General features: G+C 41.5%; 19 protein-coding genes. 10 read left to right on the top strand and 9 right to left on the bottom strand.

The features are described from left to right. Positions 1 to 23 precede the first annotated feature (23 nt). The 8 genes from hemF to hemA are packed head-to-tail and all read right to left on the bottom strand — an operon-like array spanning position 24 to position 7,031. Positions 24 to 926, bottom strand: a complete 903-nt coding sequence (hemF, locus tag MED217_RS17665; protein ID WP_009781927.1) for an oxygen-dependent coproporphyrinogen oxidase — start codon at positions 924 to 926, stop codon at positions 24 to 26. Between the two features lie 3 nt (positions 927 to 929). Then, positions 930 to 1,460 (bottom strand): GNAT family N-acetyltransferase, encoded by a 531-nt coding sequence (locus tag MED217_RS18655; RefSeq protein WP_009781926.1) that lies wholly within the window; start codon positions 1,458 to 1,460, stop codon positions 930 to 932. After that, positions 1,457 to 2,197 (bottom strand): EI24 domain-containing protein, encoded by a 741-nt coding sequence (locus MED217_RS17655; RefSeq protein ID WP_009781925.1) that lies wholly within the window; start codon positions 2,195 to 2,197, stop codon positions 1,457 to 1,459. Before MED217_RS17655 ends, MED217_RS18655 begins: the two co-directional genes overlap by 4 nt. After that, positions 2,197 to 2,685, bottom strand: a complete 489-nt coding sequence (locus MED217_RS17650) for a DUF6973 domain-containing protein (protein ID WP_009781924.1) — start codon at positions 2,683 to 2,685, stop codon at positions 2,197 to 2,199. Before MED217_RS17650 ends, MED217_RS17655 begins: the two co-directional genes overlap by 1 nt. Continuing rightward, positions 2,682 to 3,713 (bottom strand): uroporphyrinogen decarboxylase, encoded by a 1,032-nt coding sequence (gene hemE / locus MED217_RS17645; protein WP_009781923.1) that lies wholly within the window; start codon positions 3,711 to 3,713, stop codon positions 2,682 to 2,684. Before hemE ends, MED217_RS17650 begins: the two co-directional genes overlap by 4 nt. A 33-nt stretch (positions 3,714 to 3,746) precedes the next feature. After that, a complete protein-coding gene (locus MED217_RS17640; RefSeq protein ID WP_009781922.1) occupies positions 3,747 to 4,799 on the bottom strand; it encodes a DUF559 domain-containing protein in 1,053 nt (350 codons plus the stop codon). Between the two features lie 45 nt (positions 4,800 to 4,844). Continuing rightward, positions 4,845 to 5,762, bottom strand: a complete 918-nt coding sequence (hemC, locus tag MED217_RS17635; protein WP_009781921.1) for a hydroxymethylbilane synthase — start codon at positions 5,760 to 5,762, stop codon at positions 4,845 to 4,847. Between the two features lie 3 nt (positions 5,763 to 5,765). Then, the gene (gene hemA, locus MED217_RS17630) at positions 5,766 to 7,031 is read right to left on the bottom strand and encodes a glutamyl-tRNA reductase (protein WP_009781920.1); all 1,266 of its coding nucleotides are present in this window, start codon (positions 7,029 to 7,031) and stop codon (positions 5,766 to 5,768) included. A 191-nt stretch (positions 7,032 to 7,222) separates the two neighbouring features. Between hemA and MED217_RS17625 the strand changes: the two genes are divergently transcribed. Genes MED217_RS17625 through MED217_RS17615 form a run of 3 tightly spaced genes read left to right on the top strand, consistent with a single transcriptional unit; the run spans position 7,223 to position 9,535 of the window. Beyond that, positions 7,223 to 8,110, top strand: coding sequence for a helix-turn-helix transcriptional regulator (locus tag MED217_RS17625; RefSeq protein WP_009781919.1), 888 nt, complete (start codon positions 7,223 to 7,225; stop codon positions 8,108 to 8,110). Positions 8,111 to 8,112: 2 nt separating this feature from the next. Continuing rightward, complete coding sequence (locus MED217_RS17620) at positions 8,113 to 8,841, top strand: ThuA domain-containing protein (RefSeq protein ID WP_009781918.1); 729 nt, start codon at positions 8,113 to 8,115, stop codon at positions 8,839 to 8,841. 43 nt (positions 8,842 to 8,884) lie between these two features. Next, a complete protein-coding gene (locus MED217_RS17615; RefSeq protein WP_040533039.1) occupies positions 8,885 to 9,535 on the top strand; it encodes a hypothetical protein in 651 nt (216 codons plus the stop codon). 4 nt (positions 9,536 to 9,539) lie between these two features. Here MED217_RS17615 and MED217_RS17610 read toward each other — a convergent pair. Continuing rightward, a protein-coding gene (locus MED217_RS17610) for an IS3-like element ISLbl1 family transposase (RefSeq protein WP_154648898.1) occupies positions 9,540 to 10,744 on the bottom strand; the annotation gives its coding sequence in 2 pieces (ribosomal slippage) (positions 9,540 to 10,465 and positions 10,465 to 10,744; 1,206 coding nt in all). A 105-nt stretch (positions 10,745 to 10,849) separates the two neighbouring features. Here MED217_RS17610 and MED217_RS17600 point away from each other — a divergent pair. From MED217_RS17600 to MED217_RS17570, 7 genes are all read left to right on the top strand, one after another. Beyond that, positions 10,850 to 11,722, top strand: a complete 873-nt coding sequence (locus MED217_RS17600) for a TlpA family protein disulfide reductase (protein ID WP_154648978.1) — start codon at positions 10,850 to 10,852, stop codon at positions 11,720 to 11,722. A 74-nt stretch (positions 11,723 to 11,796) separates the two neighbouring features. Continuing rightward, a complete protein-coding gene (gene hemH, locus MED217_RS17595) occupies positions 11,797 to 12,837 on the top strand; it encodes a ferrochelatase (RefSeq protein ID WP_009781915.1) in 1,041 nt (346 codons plus the stop codon). A 101-nt stretch (positions 12,838 to 12,938) separates the two neighbouring features. Next, entirely contained in the window at positions 12,939 to 14,294 is a 1,356-nt protein-coding gene (locus MED217_RS17590; RefSeq protein ID WP_040533813.1) for an MATE family efflux transporter, read from the top strand. Positions 14,295 to 14,387: 93 nt separating this feature from the next. After that, positions 14,388 to 17,576, top strand: a complete 3,189-nt coding sequence (locus MED217_RS17585) for a VPS10 domain-containing protein (RefSeq protein WP_009781912.1) — start codon at positions 14,388 to 14,390, stop codon at positions 17,574 to 17,576. Between the two features lie 93 nt (positions 17,577 to 17,669). Next, the gene (locus tag MED217_RS17580) at positions 17,670 to 18,221 is read left to right on the top strand and encodes a CopD family protein (RefSeq protein ID WP_009781911.1); all 552 of its coding nucleotides are present in this window, start codon (positions 17,670 to 17,672) and stop codon (positions 18,219 to 18,221) included. A gap of 28 nt (positions 18,222 to 18,249) precedes the next feature. After that, positions 18,250 to 19,713 (top strand): sensor histidine kinase, encoded by a 1,464-nt coding sequence (locus MED217_RS17575; protein ID WP_009781910.1) that lies wholly within the window; start codon positions 18,250 to 18,252, stop codon positions 19,711 to 19,713. A 30-nt stretch (positions 19,714 to 19,743) separates the two neighbouring features. Then, a complete protein-coding gene (locus MED217_RS17570; RefSeq protein ID WP_009781909.1) occupies positions 19,744 to 20,526 on the top strand; it encodes an enoyl-CoA hydratase/isomerase family protein in 783 nt (260 codons plus the stop codon).

Genomic DNA, 20,526 nt, shown 5'->3' with positions numbered 1-20,526 from the left:
TAATTCTTATTGCAATTTTTTTATTAAACCCAATCCTTAGGATTTTCTAAAACGTCTACCAACTTTTCTTCGGGGCTTCCCGGCTCGGGATGATGATCGTAGCGCCACTGCACCGCGGGCGGAAGACTCATCAATATACTTTCAATTCTTCCGTTTGTTTTTAAGCCGAAAAGTGTGCCTTTGTCGTGAACGAGATTAAATTCTACATAACGACCACGACGCACTTCTTGCCAATCGCGTTCTTTTTCGCCGTAGGCTAGATCCTTTCGCTTTTCTAAAATAGGAGCGTAGGCTGTGAGAAAACTATCGCCAACCTCTGTTACGAAGTTATACCAGTCTTGCATCGAGCGTTCATCTGTAGCTTTGAGGTAGTCAAAAAATAAACCACCAAGACCACGAGCTTCTCCACGATGGGCGTTGTAGAAATACTCATCACAGCGCATTTTATACTGCGGATAAAACTCTGGATCGTGTTTGTCACAAGCTGTTTTACACGTCTGGTGAAAATGCTGCGCATCTTCTTCAAAAAGATAATAAGGAGTCAGGTCTTGCCCACCCCCAAACCAAGAATCGACCAGGTTTCCGGCTTTGTCAAGCATTTCAAAATACCGCCAATTGGCGTGTACCGTTGGAGCATACGGATTTTTAGGATGAATGACGAGACTAAGACCACAGGCAAAAAAATCTACATCGCCTACATTAAAATACTGTTGCATCGCCGGGGCTAATGGGCCGTGTACTTCAGAGATATTAACGCCGCCTTTCTCGATCACATTTCCATCTTCGATCACGCGGGTTCTGCCACCACCGCCTTCAGCACGTTTCCACAGGTCTTCTTTAAAAGTTGCCTTGCCATCTATAGCTTCAAGTTTTGAAGTGATCTGGTCTTGTAAGTTTTTGATATAGCTTACAAACTGCTCTTTCATTCCTTATTTTTTTAATATGTAAAGCTCCATATCCTGAGCTTTCCCTTGTAAGGGTTTGAATTCGTTTTCTAACGTACTGTGCCAGGTAAAACCATTGCGTTCTGCAACGAGAATACTCTTTTCATTACTGCTGTGAGTAATGATTTTATACGTTCGTATTTGATGATTGATGTATCCAAAATCTGCAACTTGCTTTACAGCTTGCGACACCCACCCGCGTCCTCTAAAACGTTTGGCTATACAGTAGGCGATCTCTCCCTCGTGATGCTCGTGGTCTACTTCTTTAAGAATGATTAAGCCTGCCAGTTCCGGGTGAATTACCGTGTGTAAACCAAAATAGAAAGCCGATTTACGTTCAGCCATATTTAGCGTTTCCTCGATCAAGGCTTTAGAGGCTTTGATCGTTTTAGTCTGTTTATACGTCTGCGGAAAATACGTTTTAAAAGAATCTTTATTTTCTTTGAATAAGGTGTACAAGGCTTTGGCATCTTCGGTTGCCAGCAGCCTCAATTCAAATTCTGGTGCTTCACTCATGATTTTTTTTGGTCTAATAGTTCAAGCGTTGTTTTGCTTGCGGCCGTAACCGAAATGGGCAAAACCAAAATAATCCCGATAACGGGAATCAATAAAAACAGCATAAAAACGATACCGTTGCCTATCGCAAAACCGCGATGGGCTTTTACAAAGTTAATGCTTTCGCGATAGCGAAAATGGCGTTCCAGCGTATAATCCATATTTCCAAATCCGGCATAATACGCCTGAATCAGGAAGAGGCTTGCGGTTGCAAGAATGCCAACAACGGGAATCAGACTCAGAAGCAAAAGCGGAATGCTCAAAAGCAGTTCCCAAGCAAGATTACGTAGGTTGATTTTGATTCCGCGTACGAGCTGACCTGCATTTGAAGTATCGCGGTGTTGATGAACGCCGGCATATAAATAGGCTTCGATCTTTTCTGAAACCGGACTCATAAACGGCGCCGAAAATGCCATAATAATATGTTTATAAGCGATGAGTCCCAAAGCGATTATGATAAGTGCCCCGGCGATATCGCTAAGCGTACGCACGGTTGCTGCACCCCATTCCCAAACCCAAAGCTTTGCGATAAAAGCGCCCAAATTATCAGAAAACCCGTAAGCGCTAAAGCCTATGATCAAAGCTGTTATGAAGCTAATAAGCATAGGAACAGCAAAGTATTTCCAAAGTTTGAGCTTACCTATCAACGGCAGCGCTTCTTTGTAAGCAAAAAGTCCAGATAGTAGTGCTTTGATCATTACTTTGAAAGATAAATCAATTTATTGGGATACGCTTCAGCATCTTTTGCATTGCGTATTTGAACTGCATTTTTAGCCGCTTCCTGTAAAAACATAACTGCTTCTTCTTGCGGTTTGGCAGCAAAAAGCCGCAGCGCTTGAATACCAAAACTATTATTGTGCAAATCCATCGTTCGGTCTGCTTTGCGATTTACAAAAAGCTGCTCGTGCAAATCTGTAAATTGTTTTGCCCAGTTTTGCGCTTCTCTTAGACTTCCTGTTTTTTGATAAACCGCCTGACCCAATAAAACAGTCCACAGTGCGTGTCTAAATGCATTGGCAGGATTGCTTTTATGATGGGTGTCTCCGTAGTGCGTTGTGGCAATTTGTAAGGCTTTTTTTGAAGCCCGCGCCGTTAAAAAAACATATTCCGGATTTTTCAGGAATAAGCGAGCCAATTTGAAAAGCTGAGGCAAGCTCAGGGCCTTTAAACGGGCTCGAATGCTCATCGTTCTGCTTTGTATTCTTTTACGGCTTCAATAAACGCACCGGCATTTTCCAGCGGAATATTCGGTAGAATACCGTGACCTAAATTCACAATGTATTTATCTTTTCCAAAAGCGTTGATCATTTCGGTAACCATACGTTTGATTTCCGCCGGAGGCGAAAACAAGCGTGTCGGGTCAAAGTTTCCTTGAAGCGTAATATTTCCACCGGTTAAGTAGCGTGCATTTCGTGGGCTGCAGGTCCAATCTACACCTAAGGCTGAAGCGCCACTTTTTGCCATTTCGCCCAGCGCAAACCAACAGCCTTTTCCAAAAGCAATCACCGGAATTTCTTCTTTTAAAGCGTCAATGATCTGTTGAATGTATTGCCAACTGAATTCTTGATAATCCACCGGTGAAAGCATTCCGCCCCAGCTGTCAAAAACCTGAACAGCATTCACTCCGGCTTTTACCTTTTCTTTTAAATATAAAATTGTGGTGTCTGTGATTTTCTGAAGCAGTGCGTGTGCAGCTTCGGGTTGAGTAAAGCAAAATTCTTTTGCGATATCAAAGTTTTTTGAACCTTGACCTTGCACACAATAACACAAGATCGTCCACGGACTCCCAGCAAAACCAATCAACGGAATCTCGTCGTTGAGTTTCTCCTTGGTCATTTTGATGGCGTCCATCACATAACCCAGCGTGTCATTAATATCTGGTACGATCACACGCTCTAGATCTTTGTGAGAGCGAATAGGGTCTGGCAACCACGGCCCAATGCCCGGCTTCATCTCCACGTGAATATTCATCGCCTGCGGAATCACCAAAATATCACTGAATAAAATCGCGGCGTCCATCCCATAACGGCGTATGGGTTGCACGGTGATCTCGCTGGCAAGCTCTGGAGTTTGGCAACGGGTAAAAAAGTCGTATTTCGCTTTGATCTCTTGAAATTCGGGTAAATAACGTCCCGCTTGACGCATCATCCACACCGGAGGGCGCTCTACCGTTTCTCCTTTTAATGCTCTTAAAAATAAATCGTTCTTGATCATAATAGTTTCTTGTCGTCTCGAGCGCACCCGAGGTTAGTTTAAAGCCTTTACCGCCCGCGCAATAACACTCTCGATGGTAGTGGCATTGGCAACGGTAACGTTTTGGGTATGTTGTTGAACTTCGGCAGCGGTGGTGTTACCAATGCAAACCGAAAGCATATTCTTAAAATTATTTACAGCCGAAAAACTTTGTACTCCAGACGGACTGAAAAAAAGAACGGCGTCAAATTCCTGTTTAAATTCTTTCGTATTGAGCTGTGTTTTATAGCAAACGATTTCCTCAAAAGGCACTTGATTTTTAGTCAAATGTTCCGGAAGTTCGTTTCTTCTTATTGTGCTGCAAAAGAAGGAAAAATGCTCATTTTGATAGTTTTTCACGATGAAATCGGCTAAATCTGCTGCATTTTGAGCAGTTTTCACCACATTCAAACCTTTTTTCATTAAGGAACTTTCGGTTTTAGAACCTACGCAAAAACAGCTAAAAGATTCGGTATTCAGATCGGGTTGCATCTTTAAAAAAGCCTGAACCCCATTTTTACTCGTGAAAATCAGATTTTCTAAATTCTTCGGAAATTCAACATCTAGAAATTCAATTTGAATCGCATCATATTCAACCACCGAAAAACCAGCACCCAAGATCAAATTCTTTTGGGCAGAGGTGAGTTTTTTAGTGGAAAGAATGCTTTTTCCCTCACCCCCGGCCCCTCTCCCGACGGAGAGGGGAGCGGAACGATTCACTTTAGAACTTTTATATTCTGCAATTGTATCTGTAATAACCTTAGGTTCTTTTAAAACTGTTGTGTTTGAAAAACGCAGTACCTTGTAGCCAAGGGCTTTCAAATGTAAATCTCTAATTTCATCCTTTTCCTTTTGTTCTGGATGATTATGATAACCACCGTCTAGCTCGATAATTAGTTTTAATTCATAACAGAAAAAATCAACGATATAACTTTTTAAAGGATGTTGCCTTCTAAATTTTAGTCCGTTTATTTTACGATCACGAAGCAATTCCCAAAGCACCTTTTCTACTTCGGTTGAGTCTTGTCTAAGCAAGCGCGCAAGTTTTATGTGATTGCTTCTTTTCATAAGGGCTTCCTTCTCCTTTGGGAGAAGGATTGAGGATGAGAGGTTTTAAAGTTCTTTCTTAATAGCTTCCATCAATTCGCGGCCGCCTTCTTCCAAAATTTTTAAAGCACACAGCGCACCAAAATCCAGACATTCTGATACCGGAATACTTTCTTTGATCTCTAATTTTTGAGTTCCATCCAGACTGAAAAGCGCTCCGTGAAAATGAATATGGTCGTCTTCAATTTTTGCGATCGCGCCAATAGGAGCAGTACAACCTCCTTCTAATTTCCGAAGAAATTCGCGCTCTACTTTTGTGGTTAGCGCTGCATCAGCATCATTGAGTTTTGCACAAGCTTCTTTGCAAAAGGCATCATTATCCATTACTGCGATCACCATTGCACCTTGCGCCGGAGCAGGAATCATCCAGTCTAAAACTTCGTGATTTTCGGGCTTCAAGTTAATGCGTTCTAAACCTGCTTTTGCAAACACAGCTCCCGCCCAATCATTATCGGCTACTTTTTGAAGGCGTGTGTTCACGTTTCCGCGTAGATCAACTACCTGGTGCTTTGGGTATTTGTTAAGCCATTGCGCTTTGCGGCGTAAACTTCCCGTAGCAATGGTAACAGATTTAGTAAAATCTGTAGCGTTTTTATCTTTTTTAAAGACAAAAATATCTTCGGTAGCAGCGCGAGGTAAAACCGCACCTTGCACAATACCGTTTGGAAGTTGTGTAGGAACATCTTTCATAGAATGCACCGCGATATCTACATCGCCATTGATCATTGCAACATCTAAAGTCTTGGTGAAAATACCGGTGATTCCTAGTTCATAAAGCGGTTTGTCAAGGATAAGATCTCCGGTTGATTTAACTGAAATCAACTCGGTTTTATAACCTAAGTTTTCCAATTGATCCTGTACGGTATGTGCCTGCCAGAGCGCTAACTCGCTGTCGCGGGTACCTATGCGTATGGTTTTTGCCAAAGCTTAGTAGTTTTGAAGTTTGAACACTTTTTGAATCAACTCAAGACTTTCGGTAGTAGAAAAGTCTTCAGTTTTTAAGTGTTTTGCAAACTGAGTAGTAATTTTTTGAATGATGCGCTCGCTTATGATTTCGGCTTGTTCTTCATTAAAGCCATCGATCTTTTTGCGCTGGTTGTCAATCTCGCCATCTTTAAAATCGGCCAACTTCAATTTAAGCGCTTTAATTGTGGGTGCAAATTGACGCGTGGTCAACCACTCGTAAAATTCATCTTGAATTTCGGTAATGATTGCTTGCGCTTGCGGCAATTGTTTTTTGCGGCGGTTGAGCGTATCGTTGGTAATTTTTGAAAGTTGATCCAGATGCACAAGACTTACGCCTTCAACCTCTTCAACATTCTCATTCACGTTTTTAGGAATACTAAGGTCGAGAATAAGCAAAGGCTTTTTAAGGTACAAAAGCTCTTTAGAAATGGTAGGTTTTTGTGCGCCGGTGGCAACGATCAAGACATCGGTTTGTGCGATTTCAGACTGAATGTCTGCGTAATCTTTTACAATAAGATTAAATTTCCCCGCGATGCGTTCTGCCTTGTCTTTGGTGCGGTTGATGAGCGTGATGTGATCGTTTTTGGTGTGTTTTACCAAGTTTTCACAGGTATTGCGCCCAATTTTACCGGTTCCGAAAAGGAGAATATTCTTTTCTGAAATAAAAGGAACACGCGATAAAATATATTGAACCGAAGCAAAACTTACTGAAGTTGCTCCGCTAGAAATATTGGTTTCATTTTTTATGCGCTTACTCGCCTGAATCACGGCATTGATCAAACGCTCCATAAACGGATTGACCAGATTGAGCTTTTTAGCGCGCTTGAAACCACTTTTCAACTGACTTATAATTTCAAAATCTCCTAGAATCTGACTGTCAAGACCGGTGCCTACTTTAAAAAGATGCTCAACGGCTTGCTCATTTTTATACTCATAAGAAACCGCTTTAAATTCTTCGATCGTCCCACGCGTATGCTCGCAAAGTAATTTGATGAGATCTAAAGGTTCGTGAGCAAAACCATACAATTCGGTACGGTTACAGGTAGAAATGATACTCAGGCCTTCAATACCTTCCTCGTGAGCGCGCTTTAAAATCGCTTCTTGAATGGTACTGTCAACACTAAAATGCCCGCGCGTCTCAGCATCTGCTTTTAAATAGCTTAAGCCAATGGCGAAAAAATCACCGGGATAAGCCGGATAAAAATGTCGTTTGCCGTTTGTATTCATAAGTTCGGGTGCAAATGTATTTCGAGAATAACTCAAAAAATAACGCTAGAGGTATGATTTTTAACGATGACCGAATAAAAGCGGGTATTTTTCAGTAAAATGCTGAAAATAGGCTAATTTAGTGAAGTATTCAAAAGCTGAATGTTGGCTTTTGTTTAGAATAAATCTAAATAAATATCATTTTTCCGGTTATGGAAACTTTAAAAAATATCGCTACAGGTTTGTATCGAGAAACCACTATTGAAGAAGGTTTTTTCATCTTAAAATTCAATAATGAAACCGCTGAAAAACAGCTCGTAACCCGAGAGGTAGACAGTAGTTTTATCCAATTTCATTTTTGTGCAAAGGGTAATTCGGTCTTTCAATTTAATGAAGGAAATTATAAACTTCCGCTAGGAGAAGAGCATTCTTTATTGCTTTATAATCCGCAACGGGACTTGCCAATCAATTTGGAGATCGCTCCCGAGACTTGGGTGATTTCGGTGTTTATTTCTATAAAGAAATTCCATTCGCTATTTTCAAGAGAAGCCGATTTTATTACCTTTTTAAGTGATGAAAATCGAGACCGAAAATATTACAAAGACGGTTTGATCTCACCTTCGATGGCAATTGTGCTCAATCAATTGATGAACTACAACCTGCATCCATCGGTAAAAGCTTTGTATTTTAAAGGGAAAGCCTATGAGTTGCTTAGCTTGTATTTTAACCGTCCTTCTGAAGCTGATGTTGAGCAGTGTCCGTTTCTGGTTGATGAAGATAATGTAGCCAAGATCAAACGCGCTAAAGACATCGTGATCGCTCGAATGGCCGAGCCGCCATCGCTGCAGGAACTCGCCGATGAGATCAACCTTAGCCTCAACAAACTCAAAGAAGGTTTTAAGCAGATCTATGGGGATTCGGTCTATAGTTTTTTGTTTGATTATAAGATGGAAGTTGCCCGCCAATTGCTGGCAAGCGGATCGCATAATGTAAATGAAGTAGGGCTGAGAATTGGCTACAGTACCGCAAGTCATTTTATCGCGGCTTTTAAAAAACAATACGGGACTACGCCTAAAAAATACATTCAATCACTTAGTTAATTATGAAAAAAATACTCGGGGCATTTGTTCTGATGCTTTTAATTACCGCGTGCAATTCGGCCAAAAAAACGATGGGAACAAAACAGGTTTTGGTTTTTACTAAAACGATGGGCTGGCGTCACGGTTCTATTGAAAAAGGAGTTGCAACACTCAAAGAGATAGGAGCTCAGGAAGGTTGGCAAATTACGCAAAGCGAGGACTCTTTGGCTATCAATACTGAAAATCTAGCTAAAACCGATCTTGTTATTTTCTTAAGCACTACCGGAGATATTTTAGGTCCTGATCAGGAAGCTGCTTTTAAAAGTTACATTCAAAATGGCGGTGCATTTATGGGAATCCACGCAGCCACAGATACCGAATTTGACTGGCCGTGGTATGGTAAATTAGTAGGTGGTTATTTTAAAGATCATCCTAATAATCCCAATGTGCGCAAGGCTTCCTTAAAAAAAGCGGCTCCACACGTAACCACGAGTATGTATGCTAAAACTTTTGAGCGCACAGACGAGTGGTATAACTACTACAATCTAAGTGATGCGGTGACTCCTACGTTATATTTGGACGAAACCAGCTATGAAGGCGGAACCCACGGCGATTATCATCCCATTGCCTGGTATCAGGATTTTGATGGAGGTAGAATGTATTACACCGGCGGTGGCCACACCGACGAAGCCTATGATGAGGTGGCATTTAAGGCGCATCTGGAAAGTGTGATGCGCTGGTTGATGGAATAAATTATATTATATTTAAAGATAATATTCATTCAATCAATAAATTATGAGAATTATTCTGCCTATTTTTTCGCTCTTTCTAATCCTTTCGTGTCAACAAAAACCCTCAGAACCCATTGCATTAAGCAGTGCTGCAATGAATGATTTTGCAAGTGATGTAAAGAACACTCCCAGTGTTACTGTCGAAGTGAAAAACATACCTGATAGTATTTCAGAGCCAATAACGATTTCCTATACTACTGTTAATCTTGGAAAGAATTTTCAAATTAAAAACGCCGAGGATCTCAAGTCAGATGGTATTTTGAAGCTAAACCTTGATGAGATCTATCCATATCAGCAAGTATTTCTAAGTATAGGGAATTTTTATTATGGAAGCATTTATGCCACCCCAGATCTTCGAGTAAAATTAGACCTGTCAAAAGCCGGAAAAGAAAAATTGTTTTTTTATGGTGATGCGATACAATTTGATGGTGAAGGCGGGGATTTGAATACTATTATGAATAAACACATCGTCTACACCCAACAAAATAATAATACGGGCGAAGATAAGTTAGCCGGAATGACATATTGGGAGCGAGGGGCTTATTCTTATTCGGAATACATTGCCCAATTTGATAGTTTAAAACGAGTTTTTGCAAAACTCGATGAAACATTTATTAGTAATGGACTTGCAACAAAAAACTGGACTTTAAGTTGAGTGACTATGCTGCTAGTTTTTGATTATACATATCTATTTCAAATTCTTTAATAGTTCTGTTTCCTAAGTAGGAATGTCTTCTTCTGGTATTGTACCAGGTTTCTATCCACTGAAAGATAGATAACTCTGCCTGTGATTTAAGCTTGTATTTATGCCAATATACCCATTCTACTTTCAGAGATTTAAAAAAGGATTCAGCTACGGCATTGTCCCAGCAATTACCTTTTCTACTCATCGATTGTTTTACCAGGTCATTATAGCTTTTAAGTAGATTAGTAAATCTTTGGCTGGCATATTGGATACCTTGGTCTGAATGGAATATCAAAGGTTGTGTTAGTGTGGTATTTTTAATAGCCATCTGCCAAGCTTTTATAACAGTATCCTCAGTATTTAGGGTATCACTTAAAGCCCATCCTATAACTTTTCTATTGAATAGATCAATGATCACTGTTAGGTAACTCCAACCCTGATTGGTCTGAACATAGGTAATATCGCTTACCCATACTTGATTAGCCCTGGCTACATTAAAGCATTGGTTCAACAAGTTTGGTGCTATGGGATATTTATGGTTACTATCGGTGGTGGCTTTAAACTTACGCTTCCTCTTAGCGTATAAATAGTTTGCCTTCATTATACGGGCTACCCGAGGCTTTGATACCTTAAAGCCCAAAGCTTTCAATTCAGCCTTTATTCTAGGAGCTCCATAGCTTTGGTGACTATCTTCAAATATATCTTTGATTAATGAAGAGAGCTTCTGATTTTCTTTCCAAAGGGTGCTAGGACCAGATTTCAACCAGTGGTAATAACCGCTTTTACTCACGGCTAACATAGTGCACATCTTCTCAACAGGAAATTTCATACGATGCTGTTTTATGAACCTGTATTTTTCTTGTCGCTCGCGGAGAAGATGCCAATCGCCTTTTTTAAGATATCACGTTCTAATTCGGCTTCTTTGAGCTGTTTCTTTAAACGGGCTATCTCTTTTTGTTGATCGGTCATTTTAGGGTTACCACGGCCGGGAAAACTATTTTTACCATAATTCTTTTGCTCTTTACGCCACCGGTAAAGAACAGCAGGTAAGATATCCAGGTCCTCACAAACCTGTGCTACACTGCCTTTGGCGTAACTTAATTCTACTGCTTTTTGCTTAAACTCTAAAGTGTAATGTTTGGCTTTACGTCTCATGATTGCTAAGTTAACAACTTGCAATAATATTCATTCAACTCTATGTCCAGTCTAATGTAGTAATTCCATAAGAATCCGAAAGCATCAGAGTATGCATGGTTTATTGACAATGAGAGAGAGTCTGAGTTCTTGCAGTTTTTATTAGTACGTAGCGATAATGAAGAAATTCCTACCGCATTATGGGAAGAAATTATAAACCATAAAGTATATACTGTTTCAAATTCAGGTACTTCATTCTATAGTAGTCTATCAAGCTATTTAGTGGGCACCAACAAAATCAAGACGAGAGAAGGAATGATGTCTAACTTAAAGAAAAGACTCCAAGAACTACCGCAACAACAAGTGGATCTGATCGTTCTACAAACCGATTTAAGAACTCCTGAAGATAAAGCGTGGTTTCAGGATAACTTAATTGATAAAGTCAAGACACCTTGGATACTATCAAAGTTTGAAAAACAAGCAGAAGAAACACATCAAAAACTTGCAATGATCAATCAATCGCTTAACAATGCCAAAGCATCAAATGGGAATTTGTCTTTTGCGACACCTGTGATGAAGACCGATTTTGGCGCAGACTTATACACGGTAAGTGATGTTGAGGCTAGCGAAGTGTTAAGCAGTATGAGGGAGACATTCAAAAACAAAGCATTGATGCTGGACTTTTGGGCGACTTGGTGCGGTCCGTGTCTTAAAGATTTTCCCTCAAGTAAGAAAATTCATGCTGAAGTGAAAGATGAACCTGTTGAGTTTATTTACTTATGTTCTTCTAATGGATCAACAGAAGAGGAATGGAAACAAAGAATCGCAGAATTTCAGCTTGATGGGACTCATTTATATGTTGATGAAAAAATAGAGGCAGAGCTTATGACTATGTTTGATAGTAGAGGTGGCTTTCCTACCTATGCTTTTATAAACAAATCAGGTGCCTATAAACCTGGAGCTGTAAGTAGAATGGCGGCTCTTGATAGAGGACAATTTGTAAATCTCATTCACGGTAAGTAAATGTGATAATTCTATTTGAGTTCTTTATAAACTTCTTAGAAAAGAAGTAATCCTTTTACAGTAGTTTTGTAATTATGAAAAAAGGAGTACTTCTAGTGAATTTAGGATCGCCTAAAAGCACCGATCCTAAGGATGTAAAAGAATATTTAGGGGAGTTTTTGATGGATGAACGCGTGATCGACGTGCCGCTTTGGGCGCGTACGCTGCTCGTAAAAGGAATCATCTTAAATACCAGACCAAAAAAATCTGCTGAAGCCTATTCAAAAATTTGGTGGGATGAAGGTTCGCCTTTGATCGTGTTGAGTGAACGCCTGCAGGCAAAAGTTTCAGAGAAGGTTGATGTTCCTGTGGCATTGGCGATGCGCTACGGCACACCGTCTTTAAAAGAAGGTCTTGAAGAATTGAATGCAAAAGGGGTAGATGAGGTGTTGATTCTTCCGTTGTATCCTCAGTTTGCAATGGCGACTACCGAAACTATTTTAGTTTTAGCTGAAGAGCTGCGCAAAGAACATTTTCCGCATATGCGCTTTTCAGATATTCCTGCGTTTTACAACAAGCCGGAGTATATTGAAGTACTTTCAAAAAGCATTCACGAGAAAATTGAAGACCTCGACTATGAGATGTTGGTTTTCAGTTATCACGGAGTTCCTGAGCGACACATTCGCAAAAGCGACGTTACAAAAAGTCATTGTAAAATAGACGGCAGCTGTTGTCAAACGCCTTCTCAGGCACATCAGTTTTGTTACCGTCACCAGTGTTATGAAACCACACGCCAGGTTGCCGAAAAACTCAATTTAAAAGAAGGAACCTATTTTACTTCTTTCCAATCTCGTTTAGGTTTTGACCCGTGGTTGCAACCGTATACCGATCGTACCATCGAGCGTTTTGGTAAAGAAGGCATCAAAAAAATGGCAATCGTTACTCCGGCTTTTGTGAGTGATTGTCTTGAGACGCTGGAAGAAATCGCGATGGAAGGTGAAGAGATCTTCCACGAGATGGGCGGTAAAGAATTTACGACAATTCCTTGCTTAAATGATCGTGACGATTGGGCGCACGTTGTTGCTACCTGGATCAACGATTGGGCACTAGTTGAAGCTTCAAAAGCTATAGCATAATTCCATTCCCGCTTAGGCGGGAATCTTTTTTTGTAAGCATCTTGAATTTTTGTTTTCGAGAATCCTTACAAGCATGAATCTTTTTAACCTGATACAAATTGCTGAAATCTGAACGTTCTGAAGCTTTAGGAAAAGACCCTATTAGCACACTACTGATCAAACAGGCATTACCTGCATCGATCGGGATTTTGGTAATGTCACTCAATATCCTCGTCGACACCATTTTTGTGGGTAATTGGATCGGGAGTATTGCGATCGCTGCAATTAATGTAGTGCTTCCCGTATCCTTTTTTATCGCTGCGCTGGGGATGGCAATCGGTATTGGTGGTTCTTCGATCATCTCTCGTGCCCTTGGCGCAAATGATCCTAATAAGGCGCTCAAAACCTTTGGCAATCAGATTACCATCACCTTACTTTTAACGGTGAGTATGGTGATTTTGGGCTTGGTGTTTGTCAATGAGTTGATCCCGGCTTTTGGCGGGATGGGCGATATTTTTGAACCTGCTAAAATTTATTACCGCATTGTGCTCTACGGTGTGCCTGTGCTCGCTTTGTGTATGATGGGTAATAACGTGATAAGAGCAGAAGGAAAACCCAAATTTGCAATGATCGCGATGATCATTCCGTCGCTGGGGAATTTGATACTCGACTACCTGCTTATCAACATTTTAGATATGGGGATGGAAGGCGCGGCGTGGGCAACCACAGCATCCTACATCTGTTGTTTCTTCTATGTTCTATGGTACTTTTTAAGTGACAATTCTGAACTAAAAATCGATATCAGTCATTTTGGTCTAGATTGGCCTATTTTGAGAGAAATGTCGGCTTTAGGTTTTGTGACGCTTGCACGACAAGCAGTGGTAAGCTTAACCTATTTATTGATGAACAACATCTTGTTTGAACTGGGCGGTGAAGCTTCGGTTACAGTGTATGCGATCATTGGTCGTATGCTTATGTTCGCTTTATTTCCTGTTCTTGGAGTTACGCAAGGTTTTCTACCCATTGCGGGTTACAATTACGGAGCTGAGAATTTTACACGCGTACGCGAAAGTATCAAACTCGCATTGCTCTATGCGTGCGGAGTGGCAATTCTTATTTTTATAGTAATTATGGCGTTTCCTGAAGCGATCGTTTCCGTTTTTACGCAAGACGAAGCGGTGCTGCGCGATACACCTTGGGCGATGCGCTGGGTGTTTGCTGCGATTCCTATCATTGGGATTCAATTAATTGGTTCAGCATATTATCAGGCGATTGGTAAAGCGACTCCGGCCTTGCTTTTAACGCTTACCAGACAAGGATTTTTCTTTATCCCACTCGTGCTTATTCTGCCGAAGTTTTTTGGAGAATTGGGCGTTTGGATCTCGTTTCCTATCGCAGACACTTTGTCTACTGTGGTGACGGCCTATTTTTTATGGCGAGAGACCAGAAATTTAACTTCGAGCTCAACTTCAGCATAAATAAGCGTTTAGCCGACTGTTCTTGTCTTAGAATGTGTACGTATTTAAAGGGATTACTTATCTTAGTTAGCTACTAACTAAGTTCTTTAAATTATGCGTAAACTTTTACTCTTAAATCGAGAGTTGAATGCCTCAAGCGGTTATTCCAAAACGAAGCAAAGCACGACCAATGCTTCTCGTGGTGTTTCCCTAACTTGTTTGCTTGGGCTATTTTGCTCTTTTTTCTTTTTATCATCAACTAACATCCAGGCACAGGATGTTGATCCTTCATTGTATGAAGCTTTAGAGTACCGACTCATCGGTCCGTTTAGAGGCGGGCGTAGTGCGGCGGTGACCGGCGTTCCCGGCAAACCAAACTTATTTTATTTTGGCGCTACCGGTGGTGGCGTATGGCGTACCAAAGATGGTGGTCGTTCTTGGGATAATATTTCTGATGGTTATTTCGGCGGAAGTATTGGCGCCGTAGAGATCGCTCCTAGTGATCACAATATCATTTACGTGGGTGGTGGTGAAAACACGCTGCGCGGAAATGTTTCTTCCGGTTACGGAATGTGGAAATCTACAGATGCCGGTAAAACCTGGGAAAAAGCTGGCTTACCTAAAAGCCGACATGTTTCAAAAATACGGGTACATCCAACCAATCCAGATATCGTTTATGCTGCGGTTTTGGGAGATATTTATAAACCAACGCAAGAGCGCGGGGTTTACAAATCTACAGACGGTGGTGCAAACTGGGAGCGCGTGCTCTTTGCTACCGAAGATGCCGGTGCAGTCGACTTGACATTCGACCCTAATAATCCACGTATTTTATATGCTTCGACCTGGCATTCCCGCAGAACGCCATACAGCTTTATTAGTGGTGGAGAAGGTTCAGCCTTATGGAAATCTACCGATAGCGGTAAAACCTGGAAAGAAATTTCAAAAAACAGCGGATTCCCTACAGATACTTTAGGAATCATCGGAGTTGCAGTTTCACCTGTAAATTCAGAACGTGTTTTTGCAATTGTTGAAAATAAAGATAAAGGTGGTTTATACCGAAGTGAAGATGGTGGTGCCAGCTGGAGACTCATCAATGACGATCGCAACTTGAGACAGCGCGCGTGGTATTATACTAAAGTGTATGCAGATACTCAAGATGAAGATGTAGTTTATGTGCTTAATGTAAGCTACCATAAAAGCACCGATGGTGGTAAAACTTTTGAAAGCAACAACGCTCCGCACGGCGATCACCACGATCTGTGGATCGCTCCAGAAAATCCTATGCGTATGGTAATGGGAGATGATGGTGGTGCTCAGATCACTTATGATGGTGGAGAAACCTGGAGTACTTATGGCAACCAGCCTACTGCTCAGTTTTATAGATTAGCAACAGACAATCAGTTTCCGTATCGTATTTATGCGGCACAGCAAGATAACTCTACGGTGCGCATTCCGCATAGAACAGATGGCTACAGCATTACCGAAGAAGATTGGGAAAGCACTGCCGGTGGTGAAAGTGCGCATATTGCGGTAGATCCAGAAAATCCAAATATCGTTTATGGCGGAAGCTACGACGGTTTCTTAACCCGAGTGAATCACGAGAACAATTCGGTGCGTTCGGTTTCTGTTTGGCCAGATAACCCAATGGGACACGGGGTTGAAGATATGAAGTACCGTTTTCAATGGAATTTCCCCATTATGTTCTCCCGTCACAATCCAGATGTGTTGTACACCTTCAGTAATCACGTGCATAAAACCACAAATGAAGGACAAAGTTGGGAAGTGATCAGCCCGGACCTTACGACTGATGACAAATCAAAACAAGGTTCTTCCGGAGGGCCGATCACGCAAGACAATACTTCCGTAGAATATTACTGTACCATTTTTGCAGCTAATGAAAGTCCGTTGAAAGAAGGCTTACTCTGGACCGGTAGCGACGATGGTTTGGTTTATGTGTCGCGCGACGGAGGTGAAAACTGGGAGAACGTGACACCAAAAGGAATGCCCGAGTGGATGATGATCAACAGCATTGAACCGAGCTATTTTGACGAGGGCACGTGCTACATTGCCGGAACCAAATATAAAACCGGTGATTTTGCACCGTATTTATACAAGACTACAGATTACGGTAAAAGCTGGGAAAAAATCACTGACGGAATCGAAGCAGAACACTTCACACGTGTGGTGCGCGAAGACCCTGAAAAAGAAGGTTTGTTATATGCAGGTACCGAAACGGGAATGTACATTTCGTTTGACGCCGGTGAAAACTGGAAACCTTTTCAGTTGAACTTGCCTATTGTTCCCATCACCGATTTGGCGCTTAAGGAGAATAATTTGATCGTAGCAACACAAGGGCGCAGCCTTTACATCATTGATGATTTAAGTATGTTGCATCAGGCGATCGAAGCAGAAGATACCGATGCGGTGCATTTGTATAAGCCAAAAGACACCTACAGAATGGACGGTGGTAGCCGCAAATCAAATTCGGCAGGGACCAATCACCCAAGCGGCGTGATGACCTATTTCCACCTTCCGGAATATGATGCTGAAAAAGACAGCATTTCATTGACGTATTTTGATGCTAAAAACGATACGATCAAATCGTATAGCACCAAAGGAGGTAAGGATAAATTGAACGTAAAAGAAGGTGCCAATCAGTTTAACTGGGATATGACCTATGACGGTGCAGAGCGACTTCCGGGAATGATCTTATGGTGGGCAAGTACTCAGGGACCACAGCAAATCCCTGGTGAGTACACCGTAAAACTGAATGTAAACGGAACCGATTATACGCAGCCTTATACAGTTTTGGCAGATCCACGTTCTGAAGCGACCGTTGCAGATATGCAGGCGCAATTCGATTTTATTTCAGATGTAAATGAGACTGTAGATCACGCGCACCAGAGCATCAAAAAGATCAGAAACATCAACGCGCAGTTGAGTTCTTTTGAGAAGCAGTACAAAGACAATCCTGATACCAAAGAGCTTCGGGAAAAGTCAAAAACTCTGCGCGAAGATCTTGAGGAAATTGAAAAAGCGCTGTATCAAACCAAAAACCGAAGTGGTCAGGATCCGCTTAATTTCCCGATCAAATTGACCAATAAGTTGGCACATTTGAATTCATTAGTAAGTATGGGAGATTTTGCACCAACAGATCAGGATATCGCGGTAAAAAATGAATTAACGGCTAAAATAGATGCAGAATTGAACAAGTTTGACACGCTGGTAAGCGATGAGGTTACTGCGTTTAATGAAGCGTTTAACGAGATGAAGCTCAACTATCTTTTTGTAGAAGAAGAATAGATTAAGCACATCTTTCTAATAAATTTTAAAACGATTCCCGCCTTTCGCTGAGGCGGCGAATCGTTTTTTATTATTTCGGTTTACCTTTGTTTTATGGAAGCATACTACCTTTATTTTAAATCCCTGCACCTCATATTTATTGTAACTTGGTTTGCGGGACTGTTTTATGTGCCGCGCCTGTTTATGTATCAGATCGAGGCTTCCCAAAAACCCGAACCAGACCGAAGCATTCTGGGCGATCAATTGGCTTTGATGACCAAACGCCTCTGGAAGATTATCACCTGGCCTTCGATGATTCTGGCGAGTTTATTCGCCTTTATGATGCTGCATATTGTCCCGGGATTGCTCAACGCTCCCTGGATGCAAATTAAACTGGGTTTTGTTGTGTTGCTGTATGCCTATCATTTTAAAAACCATCAGATATTTAGGCAATTACAATCCGGTAATTTTAAATACACTACAAAATTCATGCGCATCTGGAACGAGGGACCAACCTTGATCTTGTTTGCGGTGATCTTTTTGGTCATTACAAAAAGTGCCACCAATTGGATTTGGGGATTGGCCGGTTTGATCTGTTTGGCAGTGCTTTTAATGTTAGGTATAAAACTCTATAAAAGCATTCGCGAAAAAAACCCAAATGCCTAACGGCGCGATTTTTGATAACTAGTTTTCGATGAAATTCAACAAGCTTTCTTTACGCCTGCGTATTTTCTTTGGGATGGTATTGCTCATTTTAGGAGCTTCGATTCTCATTGGGATCATAAGCGTAGTGCAGTACAAAGAAGAAGCAAAAGAGTATCATCGCGATAGGTTATTGCGGAAAGAAGATCAAATCAGAGCAGAGATCGATTATGTCTTAGATCAGACTTCATACGAAGTGATTTCTAAAAACATTCCGTTTATTTTAAAGTTCAATAATGATATTTATCGTATTGCCGATGTTCACGAACTGCCCATAAATATTTACGATCTCGACGGAAAACTACTCGTCAAATCAAAAGAAACTTTTACTGAAGACACGCTGGAAACCAGTTTGAATCCTTCCGTCTTAGAAGGCTTAGCCAATACGCCTACAAAACGCTGGATCGTACAATCTGAGATCGACGGGGTAAAATATCAATCTTCCTACACGTATATCAACGATAACAAATTCAAGCCGCTGGCGATAATGAATCTACCCTACATTCAGGATGACGATTTTATCACGCGCGAACTTGACGAATTCTTACGTCGATTGGCAGAAGGCTATTTATTTATGCTGTTGATCGCGACCGTACTTTCTTATTTTCTTTCACGATACATTACCCGCAGTCTTAAAACGATAAGCGATAAGATGATCCAGACGCGTCTTGATAAGCGCAACCAGCGTATTGAGATTGACGATGCAAGCGAAGAAATAAGCAATTTGGTACGCTCCTACAATGGGATGATAGACGAACTTGAAAACAGTGCTGCAAAACTGGCGCAAAGTGAACGGGAGGCTGCCTGGCGTGAGATGGCAAAACAAGTTGCGCACGAGATTAAAAATCCGTTGACGCCTATGCGCTTGACGGTACAGAGTTTTCAAATGCGTTTTGATCCCAACGATCCTGATATTCACAAAAAGCTAGATGAATACAGTAAAACCTTGATTCAGCAAATAGATACGATGAGTTCGATAGCTGAGGCTTTTTCAAACTTTGCAAAAATGCCGGCGCAGCAAAATGAAACGCTCAACGTGGTTTTTGTTACCAAACTTGCGCTGGATATCTTCACAGAACATTACCTCACTTTTGGCACCGATGCAGAGGAGATCACGGTAAAACTAGATCGCACGCAGCTTATACGGGTGGTAACCAATCTGGTTAAAAATGCGATTCAGGCGACAGAAGGGGTTCAGGATCCTAAAATTCGCGTGGAGATCAAAAGTGATGTCGATACGGTTTGTATCTTAGTCTGTGACAATGGGCACGGAATTCCGGAAGAGAACATCGAGAAGGTTTTTGAACCAAAATTCACTACTAAGTCAAGCGGAATGGGACTTGGGCTGGCGATGGTTAAAAATATTGTGGAAACCTATAACGGAACCATTACCTTTACTTCTAAGGAAGATCGAGGCACTGTTTTTAAAGTGACTTTCCCTAAAGCTGAAGCTTAATTTCCGCCCTGCGGAGCAAAAATATTGACTATGAATTTTGAAAATCTCATCTATGAGGTTGATGATCAATTGGCGATCATCACCATAAACCGACCTAAAAAATTAAACGCACTCAATAAAGAAACCATACAAGAACTGCACGACGCATTTGCTGAAGCTGATGCCGATGAAGACATTGGGGTGATCATCTTAACCGGAAGTGGCGAGAAGGCTTTTGTAGCCGGAGCAGACATCAGCGAATTTGCCAATTTTGAAGAGGAAGAAGGTGCTTTGCTGGCGCGAAAGGGCCAAAAAATACTTTTTGATTTTATCGAAAACCTTAGCACACCCGTCATTGCGGCGATCAACGGTTTTGCTTTGGGTGGCGGCCTCGAACTCGCGATGGCGGCACACATACGTATTGCCAGTCACAACGCGCGTATGGGCTTGCCAGAAACTTCACTGGGCTTGATTCCCGGGTATGGTGGTACGCAGCGCTTACCGCAGTTAGTAGGCAAAGGCCGCGCTTTTGAAATGATTATGACCGCCGGGATGATCGATGCAGATCGCGCTTTTCAATCGGGCTTGGTAAATCACGTGACTTCGCAGGAAGAATTGATGGCACTTGCCGAAAAAATTGCGGGTAAGATCTTAAACAATAGCGGGGTTGCCATTGCCACCGCGATACAAGCCGTTAACGCCGGTTTTAAACCCGGAGTAAACGGTTATGATGCCGAGATCGAAGGTTTTGGTGCGTCTTTCGCCACCGAAGATTTTAAAGAAGGAACCACCGCATTCTTAGAAAAACGCAAACCGGAGTTTCCAGGGAATTAA

It is taken from the genome of Leeuwenhoekiella blandensis MED217 (assembly GCF_000152985.1).
GTDB lineage: Bacteria > Bacteroidota > Bacteroidia > Flavobacteriales > Flavobacteriaceae > Leeuwenhoekiella > Leeuwenhoekiella blandensis.
The sequence above is the reverse complement of the archived record's forward strand: the minus strand, read 5'-3'. Positions and strand labels throughout refer to the sequence as shown.

Excerpts from the sequence above, each read along its gene's own strand:
- MED217_RS17640 (WP_009781922.1), bottom strand. The coding sequence starts at position 4,799 with ATGAAAAGAAGCAATCACATAAAACTTGCGCGCTTGCTTAGACAAGAC.
- hemH (WP_009781915.1), top strand. The coding sequence starts at position 11,797 with ATGAAAAAAGGAGTACTTCTAGTGAATTTAGGATCGCCTAAAAGCACC.
- MED217_RS17575 (WP_009781910.1), top strand. The coding sequence starts at position 18,250 with ATGAAATTCAACAAGCTTTCTTTACGCCTGCGTATTTTCTTTGGGATG.
- MED217_RS17655 (WP_009781925.1), bottom strand. The coding sequence starts at position 2,197 with ATGATCAAAGCACTACTATCTGGACTTTTTGCTTACAAAGAAGCGCTG.
- MED217_RS17585 (WP_009781912.1), top strand. The coding sequence starts at position 14,388 with ATGCGTAAACTTTTACTCTTAAATCGAGAGTTGAATGCCTCAAGCGGT.
- hemA (WP_009781920.1), bottom strand. The coding sequence starts at position 7,031 with ATGAATACAAACGGCAAACGACATTTTTATCCGGCTTATCCCGGTGAT.
- MED217_RS17650 (WP_009781924.1), bottom strand. The coding sequence starts at position 2,685 with ATGAGCATTCGAGCCCGTTTAAAGGCCCTGAGCTTGCCTCAGCTTTTC.
- MED217_RS17570 (WP_009781909.1), top strand. The coding sequence starts at position 19,744 with ATGAATTTTGAAAATCTCATCTATGAGGTTGATGATCAATTGGCGATC.
- hemF (WP_009781927.1), bottom strand. The coding sequence starts at position 926 with ATGAAAGAGCAGTTTGTAAGCTATATCAAAAACTTACAAGACCAGATC.
- MED217_RS17580 (WP_009781911.1), top strand. The coding sequence starts at position 17,670 with ATGGAAGCATACTACCTTTATTTTAAATCCCTGCACCTCATATTTATT.
- hemE (WP_009781923.1), bottom strand. The coding sequence starts at position 3,713 with ATGATCAAGAACGATTTATTTTTAAGAGCATTAAAAGGAGAAACGGTA.
- MED217_RS17615 (WP_040533039.1), top strand. The coding sequence starts at position 8,885 with ATGAGAATTATTCTGCCTATTTTTTCGCTCTTTCTAATCCTTTCGTGT.
- MED217_RS18655 (WP_009781926.1), bottom strand. The coding sequence starts at position 1,460 with ATGAGTGAAGCACCAGAATTTGAATTGAGGCTGCTGGCAACCGAAGAT.
- MED217_RS17620 (WP_009781918.1), top strand. The coding sequence starts at position 8,113 with ATGAAAAAAATACTCGGGGCATTTGTTCTGATGCTTTTAATTACCGCG.
- MED217_RS17625 (WP_009781919.1), top strand. The coding sequence starts at position 7,223 with ATGGAAACTTTAAAAAATATCGCTACAGGTTTGTATCGAGAAACCACT.